This window comes from Clostridium rhizosphaerae (assembly GCF_016765585.1).
GTDB classification, from domain to species: Bacteria; Bacillota; Clostridia; order Clostridiales; family Clostridiaceae; genus Clostridium_AT; species Clostridium_AT rhizosphaerae.
On the sequence record NZ_JAESWC010000018.1, the window covers coordinates 87,472 to 112,414 of the forward strand.

Here is a 24,943-nt window from a genome sequence, read left to right on the forward strand (position 1 = left end):
CTTCACAGACAATTTTTCATCACTCACCAGAATAAGTTAAACGTCAAGATTAAAAAATTCTTTTCACTCCTGTATTTCAGCAGTTATGGTTTTTAATAATTTAAAAATGAATTAAAGGCCAACCATTCTGATTTGAGTGAGCTCAAATGGCAGATTTACTTTGAAATCTATATAGTTAACTAGATTTATAGTTATCTATATTTCAAGTTAACTATAAATCTAGTTGTTGCTTGGATCTAATGATATTTGTGAAAGTTTTAAAGATATACCCCATAAAGCAAGGGGCTCTATATCAAATAGAACGACTTATAGCCGTTAATATAACTGCACCGATAACCATAATAGCTCCAACCCAAGGCGTGCTGCCAAGGCCAAGAGAATCAACCACTATTCCGCCTACAAAGGCACCTATTGCTATACCTAGGTTAAAGGCTGCTATATTTATAGCAGAAGCAACATTTACAGCAGAAGGGACGAATTTTTCAGCCAATTGGACTACATACACTTGAAGTCCAGGTACATTCATAAAAGCAAATAATCCCATCATGATAATTGTAATTGTCCCTAATACTTTTGTCTGAGCAGTAAAGGTTAAAATAAATAATACTACCGCTTGTACTATAAACATCCAGAACAATGCTTTTAAAGGGTTTTTATCAGCTGCCTTGCCGCCGATAGTATTTCCCACAGCTATAGCAATACCATAAATTAATAGAATTATACTTACTCCATTTGGAGTATAGCCTGTCAGTTTTTCTAATATTGGACTTAGGAATGTAAAGGTTACAAAGGTTCCACCATACCCAAGTGCTGTGATTGAAAACGCAAGAATGAGTCTTTTGTTAGTTATAAGTTTTATTTGTTCTTTTATTGAGACTGGCGCTGCTTCTTTTAATTTGTTTGGTACTAATAATAGAGTAGATATTAATGCTATAACACCAAGTAGAGCAACCCCTATAAACGTGGCTCTCCAGCGAAATAACTGACCAACATACGTTCCTAGTGGTACTCCTGTAATTGTGGCGACAGTTAAACCTGTAAACATAATAGCAATAGCGCTGGCTCTCTTATCTTCTGGTACTAAATCTGCTGCGATTGTAGATCCTATAGAAAAGAAAACTCCGTGTGAGAAAGCCGTAATAATACGTGCAGTTAACAGTAGTCCAAAGTTTGGTGATACTGATGCTGCACTATTTCCAACTATAAATACAATCATTAATGACACAAGCAGAGTTTTTCTTGACATTCTGCTGGTTGCCGCAGTTATAATTGGTGCACCAAAAGCTACGCCTAGAGCATAACCAGATACAAGAAGCCCTGCTAAAGTAATTGTTATCTTTAAATCCTGTGCTACAGTAGATAAAAGTCCTACTATAACAAATTCTGTAGTACCTATTCCAAAAGCACTTATAGCTAAGGCTAATAGTGCAAGTGTTCCATTGCTAAGTCTTTCTTTCTTATTTAAATTCTGGTTTAGTAATATTTTTCCTTCCAAAGTTTCTCCTCCTATATAATAAAACATTTAATATACTTTTAAGTTCTTTCTTTAAAAGGGCCCTTTTCAAAGAAAGTCATTTAACTTCTACAGGAGTTATTATCATACAAAATCAGATAATAAAAAAGTACGCACTTTAAAGTAATGTACTTACCTAAAAGTTGTAATTGTGAAGTTTCAAAGATTTCTTTTAAAAAATTAAAGAAATGACTTTCATCATTCCTTTTCATATTCTCTATAATATTTTATTGACCAATCCTCAATCATTTTCAAGGCAGGATATAACTCTTTTCCTTTTTCCGTAAGGTAATATTCAACCCTTGGAGGAACCTCTGGATAAATTTCTTTATGGATTATTCCCTCTTCCTCAAGTTCTCTAAGCTGTTCATTTAACACCTTTTGACTTACCCCACAGATTATTCTTTGCAATTCTAGAAATCTCTTTGGTCCATCACCGAGATGGCATAATATTACAGCCTTCCACTTCCCCTTGATTATTTCAAAGCCTAAATCTAATAGGCATACGTACTGTTTCTCCTGGTAATCAATCATAAACTCTCACCTCTATAAGTATTATTAACCAACTAAGTACCTTTTATTTACATACTTATCTTATAAAGTTAGTGAATATCTTATCCTCTATTTTGTTTTCTTATATTGTATGGCTCAATCATTTTATTAACAAGTACGTACTTTTTAGTTAGATAACTTACTTTTAAGTAAGATTTACCGTAATATCTATATGTTACGGTAAAAATATTTTTATTCTGGTAACACAATTCTATTTTTTGTCAGCAGTGTGTAATAAAGCAGAAAAGATTTTTAGAACTTCAATAAATACCTAAAGAAATAAGAAGGTACGACCCGCTAAAACAAAATTCCCTCAAACTCTTTAGTCTGAAGGAACATAAACCACACTTCAATATTCACTTAAAAACCTTCAAAGCCTTTAAATTAGTCTATTTTCTCTCTATCATCGCCATTCACTCCAACTGTGTTTTGATAGAAAACTGTTTTACCTAAAGTTTTATCTATTTCAGTCTTAAACATCTGTACTTACTCCCTTTTGAAAATATATTTACTTGAACATATTCTATACACTTTATAAAATCCTTTTTTAAACTTCTACATTACGTTATTATATTTTTTTATAGCTCCTCATTGCAAAGATATAAGCAACAACTGTTATTGCTATACACCAAGCAAGAGCAACCCAAATATTATTTCCTATCGGCTTATTGGCTAACAAATTACGAATAGCTTCTACGATAGGAGTTACTGGTTGATTTTCTGCAAAGGCACGTACTGCTTTTGGCATTGTATTTGTTGGTACAAAAGCAGAACTTATAAAGGGTAAAAAGATAATTGGATAAGAGAATGCCCCTGCACCATCCGGTGTTTTAGCAGCAAGTCCCGCAATTACAGCAATCCAAGTTAAAGCAAGTGTAAAGATCCCAAGAATTCCAAATACCGCGAGCCATTCTAATATTCCTGCTGAAGAACGGAAGCCCATTAATAATGCAACAAGTATAATCACTACTACAGAAATTCCATTTGAAATTAATGAGGTTAATACATGTCCCCATAATACTGTAGAACGAGCGATGGGCATTGAGTGAAAACGCTCAAATATACCACGTGATTTATCTATAAACAAACGATAAGCTACATATGCAATCCCGCTGCCAATAGCCATTAACATTATACCTGGCAATAGGTAATTAACATAATTTCCCGTACCTGTTTCAATTGCACCGCCAAATACATAAACGAATAATAACATCATGGCAATTGGTGTGATACAAACTGTAATAATTGTATCCATACTTCTAGAAATATGACGCATAGAACGTCCAAACATAACACCCATATCTTTGAAAAAATATTTATTTGTAGATTCCATCTAATTATCCCCCTTCTTCCCAATGATTGTTAGGAATATCTCTTCTAATGTAGGTTGTTTTTCAACATATTCAACTTTTGCAGGTGGAAATAATTTTTTCAAGCCTTCAAGTGTATCTATAGCAATGATTTTTCCACCATGAAGAATAGCAATTTTATCTGCAAGTTGTTCTGCTTCATCTAAATATTGTGTAGTTAAGAATACTGTAGTTCCTGAAGTCGATAACTCTTTTACTATTTTCCAAACTTCTAAGCGTGCTTCCGGATCAAGACCTGTTGTTGGCTCATCCAGGAAGATAATCTTTGGCTTTCCTACAAGGCTCATTGCTATATCAATTCTTCTTTTCATGCCTCCAGAGTAAGTACCTACTCTGCGGTCTGCAGCCTCTGACATTCCAAAACGATTAATTAACTCATCAGCCACTTGATTTGGATTTTTAAGATGTCTAAGTTTTGCAATCATTTGAAGATTTTCACGTCCAGTCAAAATTTCATCAATAGCAGCAAACTGACCAGTAAGACTAATAGAGCCTCTAATGTCCCTTGGATTTTTATTAATATCAAAGCCATTGATTTGAACACTTCCAGCATCTGCTTTAAGTAAAGTGGCCATGATTCTAATCATCGTTGTTTTTCCTGCCCCATTGGAACCTAGTAATGCGAAGATACCTCCCTGCTCTACTTCAAAATCAACTCCTTTGAGCACTTCTACATCTCTGTAGGCTTTCTTTACCCCTTTAACTTGTATGATATTTCTTTTCATTTTCTTTTCCTCCTTTTAGTCGGAACCCGGGGTAAATTTCCCCACTCGCTCCGCTCATAATTTACCCGTTAAAGTCCATTTAGGACTTTAACCCCCTTTTAGTCGGAAACACTGAGCAATTAAAGACTCTCGCTTCCGCTCGAAAATTGCTCGTCAAAGGTCATTTAGACCTTTGACCTCCTTTATAATTAAGTTTCATAAAAAAAGAGCCGACAACTGTGATTTCATTCACGGTTATCGGCTCTGCGTCATAGCGTCTGGCTCTTTGATAACTGATATATTCATTTGTTTTGCATTGATTATAGTTTCCTGTTTACACCTGGGACAAAATAGCGGGAAGTTTTCAAGTACCGTATCACCACCTATCTTGACCTTTGTTTTGCCTCTGCAGACCGGACATAATATCCATTCGTAGTTACACACTCTGCCACCCCCTTACTTCATGTTTTTGTTGACCACTATCCTTTTTACTTTGTTTTATCCGTAGCCTTTTTCATAGCCTTGTTAACTTCTTGGTTAACGGATTCTTGATAAATGTCAGCGTAAGTTTTTGAATCTTTGATTAGATCGTCGCAGAAAGCTGCTACGTCAGTGCCTGTCACTTCTAGTACTCCTTTTTCTAAGGCCGCGCCCTCTTCAAAAAGATCTATAATCCCCGAGAGTAGGTCTATACCATCTGTTAGTTCAACAGGGCCTACTTTATAGAGATATTTTTGAATCTCTTTATAAACAATCTGATAATCTTTCGGAAGCCCTTTGACACGGGCCATGTGCGCTCGCCACTCTTTTTTGCCTTCTATTATATCTTGTATTCTCATATTATCCTCCTTGCAATCCTCATGTTCCTATTTACCTAATTTCTTAGCGATACTATTGTTTAGCTGTTTGCGCCACTTATCTCGATAAGAATTTGCGCCTTCCTCGCCAAGCAGTGCTGAACAGAAGCCTTTGATATCATCACCTAGGACCTCTTGGATATCCTGACCGTCAGCCGCCGTTTCTTCAAGTAAGCCAAGCACACCGTCAAGAATTGGCATTAGGTTGCGGCCGGTTAAATCTGAGTGTGGCCAAAGATTTTCTTTAATTTTTTCCCATGCCTCTTGATAATCAACCGGCAGCTTTTTGGCGCGAGATTGAAAGGTTTTATATTCTTTAGTCATGTCGCTTCCAGTGATTTTTTCCCAAAAATTCATTATTTCTTCTCCTTTAACTCATTAATTTTTGATGATACGAATTCCCATCTTTCCCAGAACCTCCTGAGCTCCTCACGTCCCGCGTCATTGAGCGTAAAAAACTTTCGCGGCGGTCCCATATCGGATGGCTTTTTCATAGTTTCCACCAGCTTGTTTTTCTCAAGTCTCACCAAAATGGTATAAACTGTGCCATCTACAACATCCGAAAATCCTAGGGCATTCAACCGCCTTGTGATCTCGTAACCGTAGATTTCCTCGTGGCTGATGATTTCAAGGACACAACCTTCCAGTACACCCTTTAACATTTCTGTTATGTTTTCCAATTTAATTACCTCTCTGCTATATAGTATTACTGATATTCTGTATTACTTACTACTACTATATAGTATCACTCAGTAGCAGTACTGTCAATATACATTATTAATTTTTTCACTTATTTTTACCCCGAGATTTAAAATAATACTAAATAGATAACAAGTCCCTTATAATAGTGCCAGCAGAAGCTTAGATATGAGTTCCTTAACTCAAATATTCTTAGTCTTGCTTAAAAGTCAGATACCCTAAATAAAAGTTCCTATAGGGTGAACCTTTGATACTGTCTACTCTATAGGGTACATTTTAAAGCAGGAAGTATCCGTTGTTATGGAAACCATAATAGCAGGAAACATATTTGCTTCATCTGGCAGAGACTTACTGTCCAAGCATTCAGCTCAGGTAACCGAGAGAAATGTTACTGAGCTTAACGTAAGATAGTTTTAAGGAGGTATCGATGTGATACCTCCTTAAAACTATGTTTGGTTATGAAACATATATTTATATTAGCTTAACTCTGCAAATTGGAACTTATTTAATCTCTTATAAGAATTCCAATCTATTTTTTTATCTTATGAGCGGTAATAATGGTATAACTATATACATTGACTGTTATTTCACAATTATCTATGTCTATATACCAGTTTTTACCCTTTCTAAATATTAATGCATTAGAATTTAATATTTTGTCGCTGCACCATTTTACTACATCGTCCACATCTAAAAAAAGATTCTTTTTAATTCGACCAACTCCCAGCTCGGTTGTGTGCAACTTATCTAAGTTTTGTATCAATTCACATTTATTATCATTCATTTTTCACCGTGTATTTTCCTTTCCAATAAGTTATGGTTTTCTTGCAAGTTGTAAATCTATTGTATCGTATATAGTAATAATACCGCCGTTATCATTAATTGCTTTCCTTATTTCTTCAAAGAATTTCTTTCTTGTTGTTTCCTCCATAGCAATGTGGTCTGAATAGGTACCTAATAATAATGTATATTCATCAGCTGTAAAGGTTCTTGTTCTACGATAGAGTCTATAACTTACATCTATAAATCCATATTTGTAAGCTATGTTCGCTCTATCTTTGGCATCTTCCTCGCTATATTCATTTCCACCTAATGAACCAGGCATATACTTTCCATATATCTTTTCAAATGCAGTATGTATGTTATTACGTTTCTTGTCTTTAAATGGGTGATTGGCAAATCGTGCAAAAACGCCACCACTTTTTAGTATATCAAATACTTTGGTATATCCTATTTCTTCAGGAATCCAGTGAAAGGCTGATGCTGAAAAGATAAGGTCAAATGAATTAGGAGTACACTCAAAATCTTGAAACGCCATATTTTTAGCATCAAATTTCTCATAGTTTTTAAATTTACACTTTGAAAATTCCGCTAACTGATCACCTAATTCAATTGCAGTTAAACTACAACCTGTTTCAAGTATTGGCAATGTCGCTTGTCCAGTTCCTATTCCAACTTCGAGCACATTGCTTGACGGATTTATTTCTTTGACATCAAAAATATCATCATATAGCTCTTTAACATAAGCAGGACGCCACCTGTCGTATTCAGTGTAAACAGAGTTAAATGTGGTTTCTAAACCTTTAATTATTGACATTTTTTGCACCTCCAATTATATTAATAATCTCCTCGGCAAATTACTATTTATCAGGTATTAAACAAGCAGCCTTTGTGTCTTAATTATCTAGACTGCGACCTATTTTCAGACTAGGAAAAGATAACAGATTAAATATATCTATAGTATCTTGGGGGACCGTCGTTTGTTTAAACTTTCTAATAATACACCTTTTTTTAAAGGAGATGATGACTACTCCTTATCTTTTTCTTTAATAAATATATCAACTTCAGCTTTAAAAAACAGTGAGAGCGTTATCACCAAGCTGTATAAACTTGATTTAGTCCATTCGAAACTTTTGTATTTGATTAAATAGAAAACTGCTATAAGAATAAATGCTACAGTAAAAATCATAAGAAACCTGATAAATAATTTCTTAAATCCGTCACGTCTAATTGCATCTATGACAAAGCTAGTTAATATGATAATAAGAACGGGTGCAAGTACTCCTGCAATTATAAGAAATATTGAAAAACAAAGTCCAGCCAAAGATGTCATAAAAGAAAGCTTGCCAAACTTTCCAATAACACTAAAAACAAGACAAATCAATACTGCGGCAATAGATGTTATTATCAGCATGCCTAAGATTGTTCCAATGATGTTTTGAGTTCGTTGACTTAATTTTTTAATAAATTTGTATAACATTAAACTTCCCCTTCATTTTATAATAAGGTTATAAATTAGTATTATTTTACATCTTCTGCTACAAGTTACGATGCTATACATCACTTCACCCAGCCTGTCCAAGTCCACTTAAAACTATTTCGCTTATAAGATATTCAGTATTAGTCATTACATTTTAAATCACTAACACTCGTATATATTCTTTTTTGTCAGCACCCACGGCAGATATGCTGCAATTTCCATCTGAATACACGGAAGTGGAGAGTTTTCATTTAATAGCGCACAACCTTCTTGAAATGCAATCCGAAAACTTTTTTCAAGCCAAATCATTCTATTCTCGTTTAAGTGACTTACTGCGGAATTCTTTGTTTCTGAAATAATTTCCCATGGCGATTCACGCTTAATGATTGTTCCACATAAATGATAAAATCCACCATAGCATAAAATGTTGTTTTGAGAATAATTCACGTATACTTCTGCTGGCTTTTTTATATCTATACTAAACCGTTTGAACATTTCTCTAATTTCATAAGATACTTGTTCAACAGCCAGTTCATAATTTCTGCAACCATCACACTCACAGCCTTCTGAGACGTATCGTTCATTTTTATAATATTTTTCATTTTCATCGGTACTAATATCAAATATGTATTCCCCTAAAGTAATTCTCATTTTTATCACCCTTAATGTTAATAAACCTCCTCTTCATAAATAATTTTTCCATCCTTATTTAGGCCTTTTAAATATTTTACTTTATGTTTTTCACTATCCTCTTCCCAATAAAAAATAAACATTTTACTTTCATCCAAATCATATCGTGATGTGTTTGCTTCGTTTTCCTCTACTAATAATATTGTATTTATTTCAGGGTTGTTTACGCATCCATAAACTTTCATTATCATTTTATTTTGTTTATTGCTTGAACCACTCAAGGTAAATGATACTTGCTTAGAGTAATCAATAGGAGTTCCATCTACGTTATCACCTGGATACCACTTAACAATTCCCTTTTTAACAGTATCAGCTGAAAACCAATCCTTATATTTGCATAAATATATTTTCTGTTTATCTAAATCTATGGTTTTAATTATCTTAGAAGGTCCATAATGAAAAGTTCTCTCCGACTGCTCATGAGCCCTTACAGGCGAAAAACTTCCATAGGATAAAATAGAAAACTTGCATGTTACTACTATAAGAACCACTGCCACAACCCACTCTATAATTGCTCTATGTCTCTCATTTATTTTCATTAATTTCACCCTCTTTTCCAAGTGAAATTGTTATTTCATTTTTCCTATCATACCAATCAAGTTTAAGTGTTATATATCTTGAATCTTTATTTATTCTATCAAGTTCAAGCAATCCATCCTGTCCCCATAACTTACCCGACCAGCCTCCACCCATAACATGATACTCCTTACCTTTATCATCAAACACCTTCAATGCTCCTTCAGAAAAAGACCATCCTTGTTCAAACCTTATAAAGGCATATCTTATATATGTCTTATCTTTGGTATTAATAATTCTTCTAATATAAATATTATCCCTATCTATCTTCATCCCTTTTCCCACTTCAATCACTTGTGTTTCTTTAGATTTAACTAATGACTTAAGGTTTTTATTATAATATTTACTCTCTGGCAAGCTAGTAAAGCCACTAACTACTATTATAAGCATGCAAATTACAATTATTACTCTTCTTAACCCCTTAATTTGGACTCCCCCCTTAAACTTCTATTGAAAAGATTTCAGATAACGTTCCACACTCAACACATTCCTGAACCTAATAAGGATACTATTCATTAACCTTTTGTACTATCTTCTAAGTTTCCATTGGTCCACTTTCCATTCGCAGTCATATCTTTAAGAGATATGACTGCTTCAAGCCAATATTTTTTAGTCCAACAACAAAACATTGACTTGGGACTAAACAACATCTTTGTTATCCTAGAGTTAGGAACCGGTGTCCAGCCTTCACCGGGAATAAGTTTTAATTTATAAGAAAGCGTATTTTCATCCCAATTTATTTGATAATCACCTTTTATATAGCCCATACATTCTGCAGGAGCAATACTAAATTTCCCCTCTAGATCCATGTCTTTATTAAGTGTTAATTCAGGCTCAAATTTAATAATAATTGGATTATTTCCTGTTTCAATATTAACTGTTTCCAATCCACCATTACTATTAAAGCAGTATTTAACGCCATTCTCTGTAAAACTCAATTTATCATCCATTTCAACTTCTATTAACTTTTTATAGTCAGTATTAATAAAATCTATAAGCTGACAGTTAACACTGTATCTGCTGTAATATCTAAACTGCATATTCATTGGCATTGGGAACTTGTCTATAGCAATGTTTTTTCCATCTATTTCAACATTTACAGCTGTTTTTGACCTTCTCACAAAATCAAAATCGTATAGAAAGAACACCGGCATAAAATCAGGCTTCATTGCTCCAACTCCAACAGGAGCTAACAAATTCATTGGTATGCTTCTTTTCTTGGAATGCTCAATTATTGAAACGCTTATTTCTCTATTTAGTAAATCTGAAAATTTAAAAGTGATCTCTACATTTCCGTTTGTTCTTTCAAAGCTAACATTATCTAAATGAGTTTGAACATGCTTATTCAATCCATTTTGAACCACATTGAATTTTTCATTTTCTATATACGTTAATGAATAATCGTCGTACACATCAACATAATCATCATTTCTATATGCAATTATACGATAACCTTTGCCATATGACTTTCCATCTATATATTGCAGTTCCAATCCTTTGTAAAGCTTATCCGGCTTCTTTTCAAAGTTTATCAAAGCCAGTTTCTTAATTGGGCTGTAGTTTATTTTAAGTGGTAATATTACTTTCATAATCCAATCCCCTTCTTGTATTAAATAATTTTTCCCAAAATTGGTTTCACAATATAAGAAGAAAGCAGCTCAAGCTTATATTGTGCTCACTTTCTGCACTTTCCGTTTATAAAATGAAAATCACATTTGGTTTGTCCTCTACCAATAGTTTCATAGTGTATTTCCTCATTAATATATTTTATCCATGTGCCATTTTATAGCTTTACTATTTTTATAGTCATCTTCATTTATCATTTTAGCCAGTTCATTTTTAGCAGCTTCATATCCTATCTCACATCATTTAAATCTCCCATGGCTCACAATATCTTACAATTTAAAATGTGTCTTGTCGTCAAATGTATCTAACCTTTATATTGATTATAACCCATAAATTTACATAGTGCTATAAAAGAAAAGTCCACCTGCTAAGGCGGACAGCAATTACTTAGAAACTTTTCACTATCTATTCAGACCAATTCATTTGATAATCTGGTATACCTTGATTCCTGCATTTTTCAATAACATTATTTTTTTCATCGATATTACCTACTGTGTATTTTAGAATTAATCCTCGAAATATTATATATTTCACATTATTCTTTTTAAAATCAACAAACCAGTTAACGCCTTTGCTCTCATCACTAATGATTACTTTTGAAAACCTTTCTGGTAAATCTACTACATTTGATGAAAAAGTAATTGCAGTCCAGTAGCGTGGATTGTTTTTAGTTTTCCACAATTCAACTTTATTCACACTGATATAGTCCAAAATATCTTCATTATCAATACTTTCTTTTATTAGTACCCCTTCATAGATACCTTCATTCTCAGTTGACAGTGATGTACTGCATGACTTATTATCTTTTACCCCATCAACTGCTAACTCATCTTTCAAAAGAACATCAATTGTGACACCAAATATATAGCTTAATTTTAATAATTTCTCTGTATCAGGCAGTGAAATGTCCATTTCCCATTTAGAGATAGATTGTCTACTAACTGAGCATTTTTCAGCCAGCATTTCTTGCGACATTCCATCCTTGTTCCTTAAGTATTGAATTTTTTCAGATAATTTCATTTTTATTTCCCCTTTCCTATTTGCATAAAAATAGGATATCAATAATCTTTTTAAACACCTACCAACTCTAAAGTTCCCTTTAGCAACCACAACGTGCTTTTCAAATTCCTGTTTATCTGCTTACCACTTAAATTCCTTACTTCACGATATAAGATTTATCCTTCATAACTACCATTTCCTTTTATTTTATTAATGAACAATATCTTACTATTGTGTCTTAATAAAAAAAGCTAAAACCTTTTAAGCTATCACTCGGTTAATCTAAAATTACATCTAACGTTTCTAATTTCTGACGCCAATAAGCTTAGAAAGCTCTTTTCTTAGCTTCGCAGGTGTAGCTTGACTGTCTTCTCAAGCCAAGCTGGACGGAAATTTTTTGTTATATGTAGTTTTGCCGCTGCACTTTAATTAAAGCCTTTATAACTTTTAAAATTAGTTCCACAGTTAAAGAAAATTATGTAACAATATTTCAATTTAATTTTTATTTTAAGTGGCACTTTATTATAAGAACACAATCAATAGAATGTTAAATATTGTTACTCATTCTTTCTAATGCAGCTAAATTTTTTAGATTCCACTTTTCCAATATATTAATGCACTATTAATAAATAGGTTTACTTCTTCTTCTGATTTAAATGATTTTTTAGGAATTATATGTGCTCTAAATTCTTCTATATAAATGTAGATATAGGAATTATCTTGTTTTATTTTAGTAATCCCACTCCATAAATGTAGACTATTATTCACTTTGGTTATCTCTCTTACTCCTTCTTCACTGATTTCTATTGTATGTTCTCCAATGATTCCTTCATTTCTCTTTGCATGACTTTTACTTTGCCACTTAATTAGAAATAACATCAAATAATACGAAATAGGTATTGACAAGATTATTTGTAGTATCAATTGCAATAATGATTCGTAATCAAGGTATGACATAAATGCAACCAAGAATATTACTGCAATAACATTAATATAAAATTTAAATTTAGATTTTGAATCATGCCTAATACTATATTTAGTAAAATTCCAACAATCATCTAAGGTTATATTTACCATTACTTTCAATTTATTTTCCCACCTTTAAAACATTAATATATCTTCATAAATTAATTCGTCATAAGTTACGGATACGTTGCAATATAAAATAAATATCCATTATATGGTTTAACCATGTTCTACAAGATGCTTCAATAACAATTCCTACTTTTCCCAAATTAGAACTGCCTTTGAGGAATTCTTTATCAAATCTTCCTTCGATAATTTTGGGATATCTGAGTAATCCAAATAGTACACTGCTGATATTTCTCTTTTCACTTCTATATCATCTTTACTACTGCCATCATTAAACCAGTAATTATTGTTAATTGAATACTTATACTCTCTATCTTTTTTCGGCTTAGAAAAATATTTTGTCCATATAGAATCTGTGTAATAAATATATGCAACATTTTGCTTTATACCATCTTTTTCAATTGTTGTAGTCCATTCATATGAACAGTAGTAATCATTCCCTTTAAAGTATACATCAAGCATTCCGTTATCTCCCATTTTCACACTCACAAGTCCCTTTTCATAGGAGATAGGTAACTGGTAATGAAAAACAAATAATAATCCTCCAAATAATACTGCAAATGCACATATAACTGAAATAGCTGATATCATAACATTTTTTCTAAAGAGTTTCTTTTTTATTCCTTTTAATACATTAGATTTTGACTGCTCTGCTAATTTTACTGTGTTAACTTGGATAAAGTCGCTATCTATACTATCAAGATATTTTTTACAGTCATCACACTCCTGTAAGTGCTCTTCTACAGCTATACGGCTTTGGTTGCTACAAACCTCATCATGATAAAGCGGTATTAAGTCTTTAGTTATTTCACAGGAAATTTTCAATCTAATCCCTCCTTGATTTTAATTTTTGCACGGTGAAATGTGACTCTTGCCCAACTTTCTGTTTTCCCAAACAGCTCAGCAATTTGGAGAAAGGGTAATTCACCAAACACACGTAAAGTGAAAACCTCTTTATATGGCTCATCTAAAAAATGAAGTTTCTTATGTATTTCCCATACTGTTTCTTTATTTATTAACTTTTGCTCAATACATTCAATCTTATCTTCTTGAGATTTATCTCTAGTATCTTTATTTTTTTGACATATTGAAAAATAAATATTCTTTGCTATTTGGCACAGCCAAACACGCATCTTGCATTGCCCTTTGAAATTATCTATACCTTTTAAAGCTTTAAAAAAGGTTTCTTGAGTTATTTCCTCTGCTAGGGTTTCATTATGGCATAGCGACAGGGCATATTTATAAACGTCAGAAAAGTAATCCGAGTATATAACTTCAAAGTCAGTCACGATTTCACCTCACTTTCATATATAAGACTCTTGAAACTAAATTTCGTTACAATATTTATTAAAAAATTTAAGCGTGCTGTTGGACACGCTTGCTTAATTATATAAATTGTAAAGATAGAATTCCCTAGTCTTGAATAAGGATTGATTGCTTTATTTCCTATTCTATATACAACATTTCATTTATTTTAACTTACATACTGATTCGCAATTAATTACTAATGCGTCTTAATAAAAAAAGCTAAAACCTTTTAAGCTATCACTCGGTTAATCTAAAATTACATATAACGTTGCGCATTGCAGATGTTTCAGCCACTTAGCGAGACTTCGCTTAGTGGGTGGAGTGTGTGCGTCTTTGCTCCAGAGACTTTCTCTACCGCACGAACTGCAGTGCATTGTTATACGCAGTTTTTTACTAAGATACTTTTCTTTATATCCTTAAACATAAGTCATTTTTGTTTCGAAAAACCAACTTGTCCTATATTCTCGCTAACTTTATAATAGTTTCCTGGAGCATAAATTAGAGGATCGATGTCGCTCATATTAATTTTACCATAAGCTGTATCCTTTATTTTCTCATCTACCTGAATATTCTTTACTTCACCTATATAAATAGCTCCGTTTCCCTGAGGCACTATATCTATTAACTGACATTCATAAACCCATGGAGAAGGATTTAGTATTGGAACCGGCAGAATCTCTCCAATTGAACATTCAACCCCTATATCAGATACTTTATTACTAGAGTAACCTGAATTCATTCCAAAGTAATCAGCTAAAAACATCATTTCTGTTGTAACAAGATTTGCAGAAAACATTTTATTTTTTTCTACAAGCTCTCGTGTTATCTTTTTCCCAGCTGAAGCAAACATAAACATTGGTGGATTCGCCGAACAAAAAGTAACCCATGTAATTAACGCAAAATTAGGCACTCCATTATCTTTGTAAGTACCAATTAAATATGATGGCTGTGGAAAAAATCCTCTTTGAGGAGCTAAAGAATATTTACCCATTATAATTCCTCCCTTAAACTGTATATTACTCTTTTTACTGTGTTGAATTGCGTATAACGTTTTGCACTCAAGACGTCTATGAACCTAGCCAGACCTGGCTTGGTAAATAGATGTGCTTTGACTTCTTCAGATGCTTGACCCTATTTAAGACAAAGCGAACTTGAATGTATTGTTATATGTAGTTTTAGCTACTACACTTTAAGCTAATTCAACTCCTGATCTTTTTAAATTTATCTATCTTTATGTTCATAATCCAACCTTAAACTCATCTGTAACTTCAAATGAAAAAGGATCCTTTTTAAATGCATAACAAAATATATTATGATTCTTGGAAAGCATATTCGTAATTCTTGTTTCATATAAAGGATTTCCCATCATCTTAATAACTTCATCCATATGGAACCAATCAACTTCTAAACTTTCTTCGCTAGTTGCGGGAATACCAGACTTATATTTGCAACAAAAATCTATATTTACGATATCACTTTTTATATTTTTATAAACGCCTATAAATCCAGTTATTGTCACATAAATACCGCTTTCCTCAAATATTTCTCGAATAAGTGCTTCCTGTAAACTTTCTCCTGGTTCTACCATACCACCTGGAAACTCCCATCCCCTTCTAGGGCTTTTCACCAACAAAACTTCATCCTTTTCATTTGTAACCAACCCTGCTACTGATACAAAATGATTCTTATACATTATACTTATTCCTCCTGTCAATATTAAACATTCTATAGTTCGTCATTTTTACGATTATGAATCAATATATCCTAATATTAAACTTTAAGCTATTACTCTGTTAATCTAAAATTACATATAACGTCTCAGGTGTAGCTTGCCTATCTTTTTAAGCCAAGCTGGACGGAAATTTTTTGTTATTTGATGTTTCAGGTCGTTTACTCTATATGCGCGTAAGGTTAACCCGTATACTTTCCGTCCATATAGCTTAAAATAGAAGTAGTTTTTAACTAAAGGTTATGCTCGTTTTATGTATACTAAATTAAAATATGCTGGTCCTTTAATAAAACCAAGCTTTTGATATAATAACTCTGCCGGATTTCCTACCAAAACACCTAAGCCAATAACAGAAGAAGTCCCATGTGCAGTATTTATCGAGTTTATTATCATTGCTTGCGCCAAGCCTTGTTTTCTATATGCTGGCAATACAGAAACCTGGTGAATTGTCGAAAAATTATTTTTAGAATCCGGATAAATTCCAGCTATGCAAACAGCAGTAATTTTGTTTGTGTCTTTGTTTTTTACTATTGTTCCAAAATGTAATGTGTTTGTCTGAGAAAAGGATATAAAACGCCTACTGATTGCTTCGTCTATATCAAACATATTAGGTTTTCCATACACTGTGGAGGTGTATCCGTTCAGATGAGCTTCATACACAACACTTATTATTTCATTCTTATCAATTTCTGTGGGAACTGTAAAATAAAAATCATCATTTGGTTTTATATTATATTCTGCTGTTGGTCTATACATTTGTCGCTGAGCCCATCTTTTCTCTGCTCCTAGTGATGTTATTATATCAGTATGACTTTCTGGAATATTATCAAAATATAAAGTACCATTTTTACTATCTTTTTTTGAATAATTTATCACTTCCTGCCAAAATACTTTAACATCACAAAATGGAGGAATCAAAAACGGTGAAGATAGATGATTATTGTTAATGGTTATGCCACCAACTGGTGATCCATCTTTAATTATTAATGTTCCATTACCATTAGGTGAAAATTTATTTAATAGCTCATTCCAATCATAAGTCATATAAATATTAGTGCCATATAATGCATAATGAATGGAGAAATAATCATCCTTTACATGTTGAAACAAGTATTTACTCATAACTTACCTCCCAGAAAAATCTTTAGTACACTATATTTTAAAAATTTAAACTACCTCTCAGTCATAGATATCTTTAAATGCGTAAACGCTCATTTACATAGACCTGTAATTTCAAATAACGTTTCTCATTCAAGACGTTCCTGAATCGGACCCCAGTGGAATACCCCTTGGCTTCGCTTGCACCGGTGAAGGAATGTGCTTTGGCTGTCTTTTCAAGCCAAAGCGGACTTGAGTGTTTTGTTAGATGCAGTTTTTGCCACTACACTTTAAGTTAAATCTATTCTCCTACTTTTTAACTTTAAATTCACTTCGCTTTTATAAGAAAATTGAGCGGTAAAGATTATACCAGAAATCACAGTAACAAGCTGAAACTTGAAGCTCTTGTTCATACCCTTCCTAATAGTAGTGCAATTCCTCCTATAATTAGAAATTGCAGTGGATAAATAATATAGAAAGCCCATTTAGAATATTTGGAACCACCCTTTGTACCATTATATAAGTATAATAATAGAACAACTAACAAAGGACTCAATATCCTAGGAATAATTAGATAAATATTTAAGCCTTCGCCTGAAAATAATACATCCACTAATTTAAGCAAACTTAAAATTGCAAAGGAACCAATCTGTTTTTTTGTATTACCATAAAAAGCACCAAAGGCCAAGACAAACAATACTCCAAATATTGGCCAATCAGCCCAATAAGTAACCACGATTAAAAGTAAAATTAAAACAACATTAAGCGGCTTATTCTCAATCTTCTCAAATACTATCAACGCTAAAAGCCCACACATTAATGTAAAAATGACACTGGTAGGAAGTAGAGTAATTCTTCCTTCATTTACAAAAATATTAAAGGGTACATGGGATATTAAAGCGAAGATAAATAATCTTTCTACGTACTTCCTTCTATCCTTGGAATAATGATTGCCTTCCGCTATAAAATAACACATGAGAGGTCCTGTAATTTTACCGATAGTGTGCATTACTGCTCCACCGACAGTATTAGAACTAACAAAGGCCCACCCCAAATGGTCTATTATCATGGCTATAATTGCAATTATTTTAATCGTATTTCCTGAAAGAGATTTGTTTTTAAATTCCTCAATTATTGTTTTCATATAAAAAGTTCCCCCATTGACTAATTCACCATATTTCACCATACTGACCTAATAAAGAATTAAAAACTTTTAAGCTATCACTCTGTTAATCTAAAATTGCATCTAACTTGCGGCATTTGCGAACCTGTTTCGCTAATGCTTAACTATAACTGATAATTCCCTAGTGAGTAATACTTTAAGATTATGACTTAATTAAAAATCATAAAACTATTAAAAAGTCACTCTATTTATTCTAAATTATATCTAACGTCTCTAATTTCTGACACAAAAAAACTGTTAATCATTTTAGCACGCCTCTTTTTGCCAATGCCCTGCAATAAAAGAAAAATCCAATTGTCATTAGCAATAATGCTATGTCAAAAAGTGATACCCAAGGACCAAGAACATTCCACCGATTCCTAAAGGCAAATGTCAGAACTTCTAGGCACAGCATTGAAATGGCTGAGACAAATGATACCAATACCGTCCATCTAGTGCGAAACAAGAGTAGAATTGGAGCGATCAAACCGCAGAAAACATTTGTCGTATAAAAAATTAAAAATACCATAGGATAATTGGTAAAATATTTGACTACGTCTTCTCCATAATGTTTGGAGTTGTAATAATTAACATTATGGAGAAGCATCATAAAATAATCGTATATCCCATTAGTATAAATAAAAATAAAGAATAATCCCATTAACCAAAGGTGCCATGGTGCCTTAATTCGATTTTTAGTTAAAGTTTTAATCCCCATATTTTTCTCTTTCATACAACTCTCCCTTCAAAAATCCAAATTACATACTGCTCTATAAATTCTGCTCCTATATATGAAGAATATATTTATCAATTTTTAGTAATCTAAGGTTCTAGCAGATTACACTGTTCCAGCTATTAAATTGGCTGCTAATCTTGAAAAATCATAACTAAATTTCTCAGCACCCTTTAGATCTATATTAGATGGGTTGCCACAATACCCTAAAGGTGTTACTTCTCTTGCCTCACTGCCGCCCTTCACCCAGCTCCTAAAGAGTTCAGTAGTTGTTTTTGAAGACTCAAGTTTCTTGCTAGCTCCTCATTAACTAGCTCTTCATACTCTAATAACATTAAACTTGTCTCAAAACTACCTGCATGTACATCCAAGTAAGTTTCTACCACCTGTTCTTGTCCACTATCATCTTTTTGATTTTTTTTATTATCAGCTAGAACATATGGTTCGCTTCCACATATACCAAGCATCTCCATGAAATATTGAGTTATGCATTTCTCTCCCCCAAAATTTTTTGGTTTCCATCGTAAAAATATATTGTTTCCTTTAATTCTCTATAAATTTTTATAACGAACAGCACCATTTTTAAAATTATCATACCATTGTTCGATTTCCTCATCACTATCTACTTTTACTGTCTTGAATATGTTATAAGCAAATTCTACAGCGGCAGTTTCATTTGCTGTGATAAAACCCCCATCAGCAACTACTTGAGCTGGGACATAAAATGATTGTCCACTGTAATTCTTTTGATTTAAAAACAGTTCTAAAGAATCTCCTGTATGCTTTACCTGGTTAAGAAAGCCATGCTTGCATAAAAAAAGAGTTGCTCCACATATTGCAGCAATAGGTATATCTAACTTTACAGCACTTTTGATAAATACTGCAATTTCAGCATAATCGTTTTCTTCCCACGAAAGGCCGCCAGGAAGAATTATCATAGCAAGGTTGTCGAAGTTTTGATAATTATCTATACGATAATCAACTTCTGCTTTTATACCCCCCATTGATACTTTTCGAATAGTATCAGTTGAAATTGTTTTTACAATATAGTCTGAAAAAGAATTTATTACTGCAATGGCATAGCTTGCCTCCCAATCACACCAACGATCTGTTAATAAAACTAATATCTCATTTTTGTTATTTGCCATAATTATCTTCCTCCTAAATTAACTGCACCGTTCTAAATATTTAACCTATATATTGATTATAAACCATAAATTTACAGAGTACCACATAAAAAAGGTCTACCAGCTAAGGTAGACAGCAAAATGTTAATAAATTCTTATGGAAATCTTATCATTCTCCTATGCTGTTGTATACAGTTAATGCATCTGTAATATTATACTGCTTAGAATAGTGATCCCCTTTCGCACCAGCTGAAATCAGAATATATTCTTGTTTACCCACTTTGGCAAGACTCGCGAGACATAGACCGGCTTCATCGGTATACCCAGTTTTCCCTCCTAAAATTTCACCACCAATAATGCTTTGATTGTTGAGTTCTTCAAACATGGTACTGTAAAAGGTTATCCCGCCAGGATGCTTATTAGTAGGTGGTGTGAAATGACGGGATGAAGTAAAAATCTGCCGGAACGTATCATTTTTCAAAGCATAGCTTAGAAGAATGGCCAGATCTTTTACTGTTGTGTAGTGATTTTCATTCTGAAGCCCGGTGGCATTTTCAAAATGAGTGTTTTTCATACCAAGTTCAGCCGCCATTTGATTCATCATTTTTACAAAATTCTGCTCTGACCCCGCAATCTGATCAGCAAGCCCAATACAACACTCTGCACCGCTCGGCAACAGTGCCCCGTATAACATGTCGATTGCCTTGACCTGCTCGCCAGGCTTTAAACCTGCCATTGATGCATCTGCTTCGTAAAGCCCCTGAAACGTAGAATTGGTAAGTTTGATTTTTTCCTTCAGATCAGGTAAATTTTCTATCGCAACAATGGCCGTCATCATTTTAGTCAAAGAAGCAGGATAGATTTTTTCTTCGCTATTTTTCTGCATTAAGGCAGTTTGATCTTTTAAACGGACCAGAATTACATTAGGACTCCTCAACTTATCGAAAGATATGGAAGCAGAAATATCGGGTTCTATCTTTAAAGAAGAATTTAACGAGGTTTTATCGTCATATTCTTTCTCAAATATTTGGTGGTTTCCTGGAGTAATGATGGATTCGTAAGCAAAAGCAGCAATGATAGCCATCAACAGAAGTGCTGCAAATATGCGTATTCCTGACTTTTTCTTGTTTACTTTTTGTACCATAATAAAACAACTCCTTATTCTGTTCTGATATTATTTAAACACAGAATAAGGCGCTATGTTGGAATTCCATCTTATGAACTTCTTAAGATTTACTTATGACTGTCTCAGCTATATGACGGGAAAATCAAAATAAGTGTTTAGATAAGGTTCGTGTTTCAGCGTGTAATGCCATCACTCACAATCGTATGAAACAAAGCCGCAGGTCTCCACTTAAGAATAAAACTTATTAATGAGAAATTCACCATATCTTAAGGTTTTATTAAGACATTCCTTTTTTAAATATGCTATAGTAAACAAGAACGGAGGTTTACTTTATGCCAGCAGCAGCCACTGTTTTAGTAGATATTAATATTCTGTCAAACAACGAAAAAGAACAATCATTCAATTTATTTATAAACTGAACGTCAGAGAATATGGAGGGATGAAATGGAAAATAGAGTTAGAATGAATAAACGAGAGAGAATTAAAACAGTCTTCTTATATGGTGTTTTCATATGTTACATACTCTTGTTAATTAAAATATTATTCTTATCAAGAGTTTCACTTTTGGAGAATAGGTCAATCAATCTCATTCCTTTTTATAGTATAAAGGAATATATATTTAGCAACTCTGCCACCATAAAAAAATTCGCTTTTGGTAATGTGGTTGGCAATATAGTTATTTTTATTCCACTTGGTACATATTTGTCATTATTCAAAAATGATAAAAGAGTATTAACCAATTTGCTACTTATCTTTATAGTGAGTTTGTTTGTTGAAATCATTCAGGGAATTTTAGGCATTGGAGCATCAGATATTGATGATATAATTCTAAATTGTTTGGGTGGATTGATTGGTATTATAGGGTATAAGTTTTTATTGTTTATATTACGAGATGAGAAAAAAGTACACACAGCAATCACAATACTATCTGCTATCGGATTACCTTGTATATTATATTATTTATTCATGGTGAGAATGAGATTCTGAACATCCTTATTGCATATTCAAGAAAATACCCTACACAAAATGAACATGTAAATTGAGCATAATGCGAAGCGTAAGTTGGTTCATTATCTTCTAAAAAAGTTTACAAAGGACAAGTTATCTTACTTAAACAGATAACTTGCCCTTTTCTTGCTTTTGTGGAAGTATGACAGTAAAGACTGTCTTTTCTGTATTACTTTGCACAGAAATATTGCCTCCATGCGCGTTTACGATTTCTTTGACAATAGCCAGTCCAAGCCCAGCACCGCCTGTGTTGGTAGAACGGGATGTGTCCAGCCGAAAAAATTTCTCAAATATTATTTCCAATTTTTCTTGTGGGATAGGATTACCTTGATTCGTAAAAGTTATTATAATATTTTTATCTTGCTGCTGAGCGGAAATATCAATGACGCTGTTTTCATAGCTATAGGCTATGGCGTTTTTCAGGATGTTATTGAATACACGGGCAAGTTTGTCTGCGTCTCCCCATAGTGTAAGGTTATCGGGTACATTGACTGACACCTGCTTTTCCTGTGGAGCCAGCATTGGATAGAATTCATCGGCCATCTGCTGGAGCATAAACAGTAAATTGATTTTTTCTTTATTCAAAATAATAGTTTGAAGATTAAATCTTGTGATCTCAAAAAACTCATTTATAAGCTGCTCTAATCGATAAGCTTTTTCCAAGGTAATGCCCACATATTTTGCCTTCTGCTTAAGGGGCATATCAGGGGCTTCATCCAGAAGACTTAAGTATCCTATAACAGAGGTCAGAGGTGTCTTAATATCATGAGCCAAGTAAACTACTAAATCATTTTTGCGCTGCTCGGCCTCAAGTGCAGCTTTCTTTTGTTTTTCCAAGTTGTTTTTTATCTGATTAAATTTATTTTCCATAAAATCCAACTCCGGTGACAATGTAATTTCATCATTGGATTCCTCAGCAAGTTTATCCATTCCAGCACTTATTTCATCAAAATATTTAGTGAACCAAGAAATTGTATATTTAAGTAATATAACTAAGAATATTAAAATCACAAAAAATGTAATAATGCTCATATTATTAAGTAATGTATACCGATATATAATTACAGCATCGCTTTCACGCAAATAAAACTCATTCATTAAAAAACGGACAATGCTATCACTAACACTAAAGTTCTTTTGAATTACAAAACGCAGGAGTATGACAGTTGCAGCTGTGGCAAAAACAATAAGAAGCATTTGAAAAAATACTTTCCTTTTTAATTTAGAATAATCACTTTTTTTCTTACTTTTCAATTTTATAGCCAACCCCCCATACCGTTTTGATATATTTGGGATGTTCTGAGCTGTCGTGCATTTTTTCTCTTATATGGCGGATATGCACCATTACCGTATTATTGCTATTGGTGAAATACTTATCTCCCCATACCTCATTGAATAATTCTTCCGAACTGACCACCCGTCCTCGATTGGAACAAAGGACCCAAAGAATGGAAAACTCTGTAGGAGTGAGAGACAGCTTTTTCTCATTCAGCGTACATTCATGGGTATCCATGTTAAGTACCAAGCCTGAAAAGGCAATCAAGCGTTCTTCCTGGTTTGGATCTGAAGAATTATATTTAGTAAATCTCCTAAGCTGCGCCTTGATACGTGCAACAAGCTCCAAAGGCCGAAATGGTTTTGTTATGTAATCATCTGCGCCTAGTGTCAAGCCGGTAATTTTATCAATTTCTTCATCTTTCGCAGTCAGCATGATAACAGGAAAATTATAATTTTCCCTAATTTTCTGGCAGAGAGTAAAACCATCAATATCCGGCAGCATGACATCAAGTATGGCAAGCTCTAACTGCTTTGACTCAACACACCTAAGCGCATCTTGGCCGTTATAAAATTTGTATATTGTAAAGCCTTCATTTTTTAAATAAACTTCGATTAGGTCCGCTATTGACTGCTCATCGTCTACAACTAAAATATTGATACCCATAAGCTCTATTCCTTCTTCCTGATTAAACATTCATTATTATTTTACCGCAAAACAAAAATTCATATCATAATAATTTTCTTATGAAAACCTTAAGGTTTTATTAATATAGATTTTTACTTTCTATCTATTTTCCATACTAACATAAAGGACTGCTATATGAAATGCAATACTTTCATAGGCAGTCCATATCCCCGTTTTATCTTGTCTTACAAGCTTTTTTAAATATACTCTTTTAATATTAGTCCTATTTGAACTAACCTCTACTATCGTTTCATTACCAGTACCTTTTAAGAGCTTAAGCTCATTTTCCTTAACAGGATAATCACCTTGAATTACTTGCGGTTCTCCTAAAGCTTCCTTATTTACTGATGAAGGCTGTGATGTTTGAATCTTATCGGCCAGCACAACCGTATTGATTTTCGCTGTGGCGCTATCATCTGCTTTTACTGTGGTGGTTTATGTAACAGCCACTTCTGTAGCTGCGTTCACACTGCTGGCTTTACCTATAGTACCTGTTACATTTAGTGCAATAACCTATGCAATAACTGCCGCTGAGACCATACCAAAATACATTTTTCTTTATATATGAAATAGCCTTAATGTAGGTTTCCTGAGTTATATCTCCCGCTTTCTCTCTATTTTGAACCTTAAAGTATACAAAATGATAAAGAGTCTCCCAAGTACTTGAACTTAATGTTTCCATATCTTTTTCATTTTCCAGTTTTATATTAGTCTTTTCTTCAGCCTCCATCATAAGTTGAGCTCCTTTGTC

At 33.2% G+C, this 24,943-nt stretch carries 34 protein-coding genes and 1 pseudogene; 2 read left to right on the forward strand and 33 right to left on the reverse strand.

Features of this window, described 5'->3' with window-relative positions; translation table 11 throughout:
• Positions 1-292: 292 nt before the first annotated feature.
• The 8 genes from JK636_RS19120 to JK636_RS19155 all read right to left on the reverse strand — a co-directional run bounded on the left by JK636_RS19120 (position 293) and on the right by JK636_RS19155 (position 5,676).
• Positions 293-1,495: an MFS transporter gene (locus JK636_RS19120; protein ID WP_243428275.1), complete on the reverse strand. Its 1,203-nt coding sequence runs from the start codon at positions 1,493-1,495 to the stop codon at positions 293-295.
• A gap of 216 nt (positions 1,496-1,711) precedes the next feature.
• Positions 1,712-2,047 (reverse strand): winged helix-turn-helix transcriptional regulator, encoded by a 336-nt coding sequence (locus JK636_RS19125; RefSeq protein WP_202750583.1) that lies wholly within the window; start codon positions 2,045-2,047, stop codon positions 1,712-1,714.
• Between the two features lie 586 nt (positions 2,048-2,633).
• On the reverse strand, positions 2,634-3,398 hold the full coding sequence (locus JK636_RS19130) for an ABC transporter permease (protein WP_202750584.1): 765 nt from the start codon (positions 3,396-3,398) through the stop codon (positions 2,634-2,636).
• On the reverse strand, positions 3,399-4,160 hold the full coding sequence (locus tag JK636_RS19135; protein ID WP_202750585.1) for an ABC transporter ATP-binding protein: 762 nt from the start codon (positions 4,158-4,160) through the stop codon (positions 3,399-3,401). It lies immediately after the preceding gene.
• Between the two features lie 234 nt (positions 4,161-4,394).
• Positions 4,395-4,583, reverse strand: coding sequence for a cysteine-rich KTR domain-containing protein (locus tag JK636_RS19140; protein ID WP_202750586.1), 189 nt, complete (start codon positions 4,581-4,583; stop codon positions 4,395-4,397).
• Between the two features lie 44 nt (positions 4,584-4,627).
• Positions 4,628-4,978: a DUF1048 domain-containing protein gene (locus JK636_RS19145; RefSeq protein ID WP_202750587.1), complete on the reverse strand. Its 351-nt coding sequence runs from the start codon at positions 4,976-4,978 to the stop codon at positions 4,628-4,630.
• Positions 4,979-5,005: 27 nt separating this feature from the next.
• Entirely contained in the window at positions 5,006-5,353 is a 348-nt protein-coding gene (locus JK636_RS19150) for a DUF1048 domain-containing protein (protein ID WP_202750588.1), read from the reverse strand.
• Positions 5,353-5,676 carry a PadR family transcriptional regulator gene (locus tag JK636_RS19155; protein ID WP_202750589.1) on the reverse strand — a complete coding sequence of 108 codons (324 nt, stop codon included), beginning with the start codon at positions 5,674-5,676 and terminating at the stop codon, positions 5,353-5,355. The genes JK636_RS19150 and JK636_RS19155 overlap by 1 nt, the downstream gene beginning before the upstream one ends.
• 292 nt (positions 5,677-5,968) lie before the next feature.
• Here JK636_RS19155 and JK636_RS19160 point away from each other — a divergent pair, with 292 nt between their 5' ends.
• Positions 5,969-6,106 (forward strand): DUF2922 domain-containing protein, encoded by a 138-nt coding sequence (locus JK636_RS19160; RefSeq protein WP_338025808.1) that lies wholly within the window; start codon positions 5,969-5,971, stop codon positions 6,104-6,106.
• A 118-nt stretch (positions 6,107-6,224) separates the two neighbouring features.
• Here JK636_RS19160 and JK636_RS19165 read toward each other — a convergent pair whose 3' ends face one another.
• From JK636_RS19165 to JK636_RS24185, 21 genes and pseudogenes are all read right to left on the reverse strand, one after another.
• Entirely contained in the window at positions 6,225-6,479 is a 255-nt protein-coding gene (locus JK636_RS19165; protein WP_202750591.1) for a DUF3781 domain-containing protein, read from the reverse strand.
• Positions 6,480-6,509: 30 nt separating this feature from the next.
• Positions 6,510-7,301, reverse strand: a complete 792-nt coding sequence (locus JK636_RS19170; RefSeq protein WP_338025809.1) for a class I SAM-dependent methyltransferase — start codon at positions 7,299-7,301, stop codon at positions 6,510-6,512.
• A 201-nt stretch (positions 7,302-7,502) separates the two neighbouring features.
• A complete protein-coding gene (locus JK636_RS19175; RefSeq protein ID WP_202750592.1) occupies positions 7,503-7,955 on the reverse strand; it encodes a hypothetical protein in 453 nt (150 codons plus the stop codon).
• Positions 7,956-8,117: 162 nt separating this feature from the next.
• Entirely contained in the window at positions 8,118-8,606 is a 489-nt protein-coding gene (locus JK636_RS19180; RefSeq protein WP_202750593.1) for a hypothetical protein, read from the reverse strand.
• A gap of 17 nt (positions 8,607-8,623) precedes the next feature.
• Positions 8,624-9,184 carry a hypothetical protein gene (locus tag JK636_RS19185; RefSeq protein WP_202750594.1) on the reverse strand — a complete coding sequence of 187 codons (561 nt, stop codon included), beginning with the start codon at positions 9,182-9,184 and terminating at the stop codon, positions 8,624-8,626.
• On the reverse strand, positions 9,171-9,494 hold the full coding sequence (locus JK636_RS19190) for a hypothetical protein (protein WP_202750595.1): 324 nt from the start codon (positions 9,492-9,494) through the stop codon (positions 9,171-9,173). Before JK636_RS19190 ends, JK636_RS19185 begins: the two co-directional genes overlap by 14 nt.
• Before the next feature lie 242 nt (positions 9,495-9,736).
• On the reverse strand, positions 9,737-10,810 hold the full coding sequence (locus JK636_RS19195; protein ID WP_202750596.1) for a hypothetical protein: 1,074 nt from the start codon (positions 10,808-10,810) through the stop codon (positions 9,737-9,739).
• 442 nt (positions 10,811-11,252) lie between these two features.
• Positions 11,253-11,867, reverse strand: a complete 615-nt coding sequence (locus tag JK636_RS19200) for a helix-turn-helix transcriptional regulator (RefSeq protein WP_202750597.1) — start codon at positions 11,865-11,867, stop codon at positions 11,253-11,255.
• Positions 11,868-12,434: 567 nt separating this feature from the next.
• Positions 12,435-12,923 carry a YcxB family protein gene (locus JK636_RS19205; RefSeq protein ID WP_243428283.1) on the reverse strand — a complete coding sequence of 163 codons (489 nt, stop codon included), beginning with the start codon at positions 12,921-12,923 and terminating at the stop codon, positions 12,435-12,437.
• 144 nt (positions 12,924-13,067) lie between these two features.
• Positions 13,068-13,763: a zf-HC2 domain-containing protein gene (locus tag JK636_RS19210; protein ID WP_202750599.1), complete on the reverse strand. Its 696-nt coding sequence runs from the start codon at positions 13,761-13,763 to the stop codon at positions 13,068-13,070.
• Positions 13,760-14,227 carry a sigma-70 family RNA polymerase sigma factor gene (locus JK636_RS19215; protein ID WP_202750600.1) on the reverse strand — a complete coding sequence of 156 codons (468 nt, stop codon included), beginning with the start codon at positions 14,225-14,227 and terminating at the stop codon, positions 13,760-13,762. Before JK636_RS19215 ends, JK636_RS19210 begins: the two co-directional genes overlap by 4 nt.
• Positions 14,228-14,673: 446 nt before the next feature.
• Positions 14,674-15,237 (reverse strand): flavin reductase family protein, encoded by a 564-nt coding sequence (locus tag JK636_RS19220; RefSeq protein WP_202750601.1) that lies wholly within the window; start codon positions 15,235-15,237, stop codon positions 14,674-14,676.
• Between the two features lie 246 nt (positions 15,238-15,483).
• Complete coding sequence (locus tag JK636_RS19225; protein WP_202750602.1) at positions 15,484-15,939, reverse strand: NUDIX hydrolase; 456 nt, start codon at positions 15,937-15,939, stop codon at positions 15,484-15,486.
• Positions 15,940-16,215: 276 nt separating this feature from the next.
• The gene (locus JK636_RS19230) at positions 16,216-17,097 is read right to left on the reverse strand and encodes a GNAT family N-acetyltransferase (protein ID WP_202750603.1); all 882 of its coding nucleotides are present in this window, start codon (positions 17,095-17,097) and stop codon (positions 16,216-16,218) included.
• Between the two features lie 385 nt (positions 17,098-17,482).
• On the reverse strand, positions 17,483-18,217 hold the full coding sequence (locus JK636_RS19235; RefSeq protein WP_202750604.1) for a TraX family protein: 735 nt from the start codon (positions 18,215-18,217) through the stop codon (positions 17,483-17,485).
• 280 nt (positions 18,218-18,497) lie between these two features.
• On the reverse strand, positions 18,498-18,968 hold the full coding sequence (locus JK636_RS19240) for a hypothetical protein (protein WP_202750605.1): 471 nt from the start codon (positions 18,966-18,968) through the stop codon (positions 18,498-18,500).
• Between the two features lie 105 nt (positions 18,969-19,073).
• Positions 19,074-19,214 (reverse strand): hypothetical protein, encoded by a 141-nt coding sequence (locus JK636_RS19245; RefSeq protein ID WP_202750606.1) that lies wholly within the window; start codon positions 19,212-19,214, stop codon positions 19,074-19,076.
• Entirely contained in the window at positions 19,211-19,435 is a 225-nt protein-coding gene (locus JK636_RS19250) for a hypothetical protein (protein ID WP_202750607.1), read from the reverse strand. The genes JK636_RS19245 and JK636_RS19250 overlap by 4 nt, the downstream gene beginning before the upstream one ends.
• Positions 19,436-19,519: 84 nt before the next feature.
• Positions 19,520-20,116, reverse strand: a complete 597-nt coding sequence (locus tag JK636_RS19255) for a type 1 glutamine amidotransferase family protein (protein ID WP_202750608.1) — start codon at positions 20,114-20,116, stop codon at positions 19,520-19,522.
• A 148-nt stretch (positions 20,117-20,264) separates the two neighbouring features.
• Positions 20,265-21,239, reverse strand: coding sequence for a D-alanyl-D-alanine carboxypeptidase family protein (locus JK636_RS19260; protein ID WP_202750609.1), 975 nt, complete (start codon positions 21,237-21,239; stop codon positions 20,265-20,267).
• Between the two features lie 108 nt (positions 21,240-21,347).
• Positions 21,348-21,449, reverse strand: a pseudogene (locus JK636_RS24185) (D-Ala-D-Ala dipeptidase VanX); the annotation flags it as partial.
• A gap of 234 nt (positions 21,450-21,683) precedes the next feature.
• Between JK636_RS24185 and JK636_RS19265 the strand changes: the two are divergent.
• Positions 21,684-22,208 carry a VanZ family protein gene (locus tag JK636_RS19265; protein ID WP_202751115.1) on the forward strand — a complete coding sequence of 175 codons (525 nt, stop codon included), beginning with the start codon at positions 21,684-21,686 and terminating at the stop codon, positions 22,206-22,208.
• A gap of 123 nt (positions 22,209-22,331) precedes the next feature.
• On the opposite strand, the gene vanS is transcribed toward JK636_RS19265, so the two are convergent.
• The 4 genes from vanS to JK636_RS19285 form a co-directional block, all read right to left on the reverse strand.
• Complete coding sequence (gene vanS, locus JK636_RS19270) at positions 22,332-23,495, reverse strand: vancomycin resistance histidine kinase VanS (protein WP_243428276.1); 1,164 nt, start codon at positions 23,493-23,495, stop codon at positions 22,332-22,334.
• Positions 23,473-24,171 carry a VanR-ABDEGLN family response regulator transcription factor gene (gene vanR / locus JK636_RS19275; protein ID WP_202750611.1) on the reverse strand — a complete coding sequence of 233 codons (699 nt, stop codon included), beginning with the start codon at positions 24,169-24,171 and terminating at the stop codon, positions 23,473-23,475. The genes vanS and vanR overlap by 23 nt, the downstream gene beginning before the upstream one ends.
• 120 nt (positions 24,172-24,291) lie before the next feature.
• Positions 24,292-24,576, reverse strand: a complete 285-nt coding sequence (locus JK636_RS19280) for a hypothetical protein (protein WP_202750612.1) — start codon at positions 24,574-24,576, stop codon at positions 24,292-24,294.
• Between the two features lie 94 nt (positions 24,577-24,670).
• On the reverse strand, positions 24,671-24,925 hold the full coding sequence (locus JK636_RS19285; protein ID WP_202750613.1) for an RNA polymerase sigma factor: 255 nt from the start codon (positions 24,923-24,925) through the stop codon (positions 24,671-24,673).
• Positions 24,926-24,943: the final 18 nt, after the last annotated feature.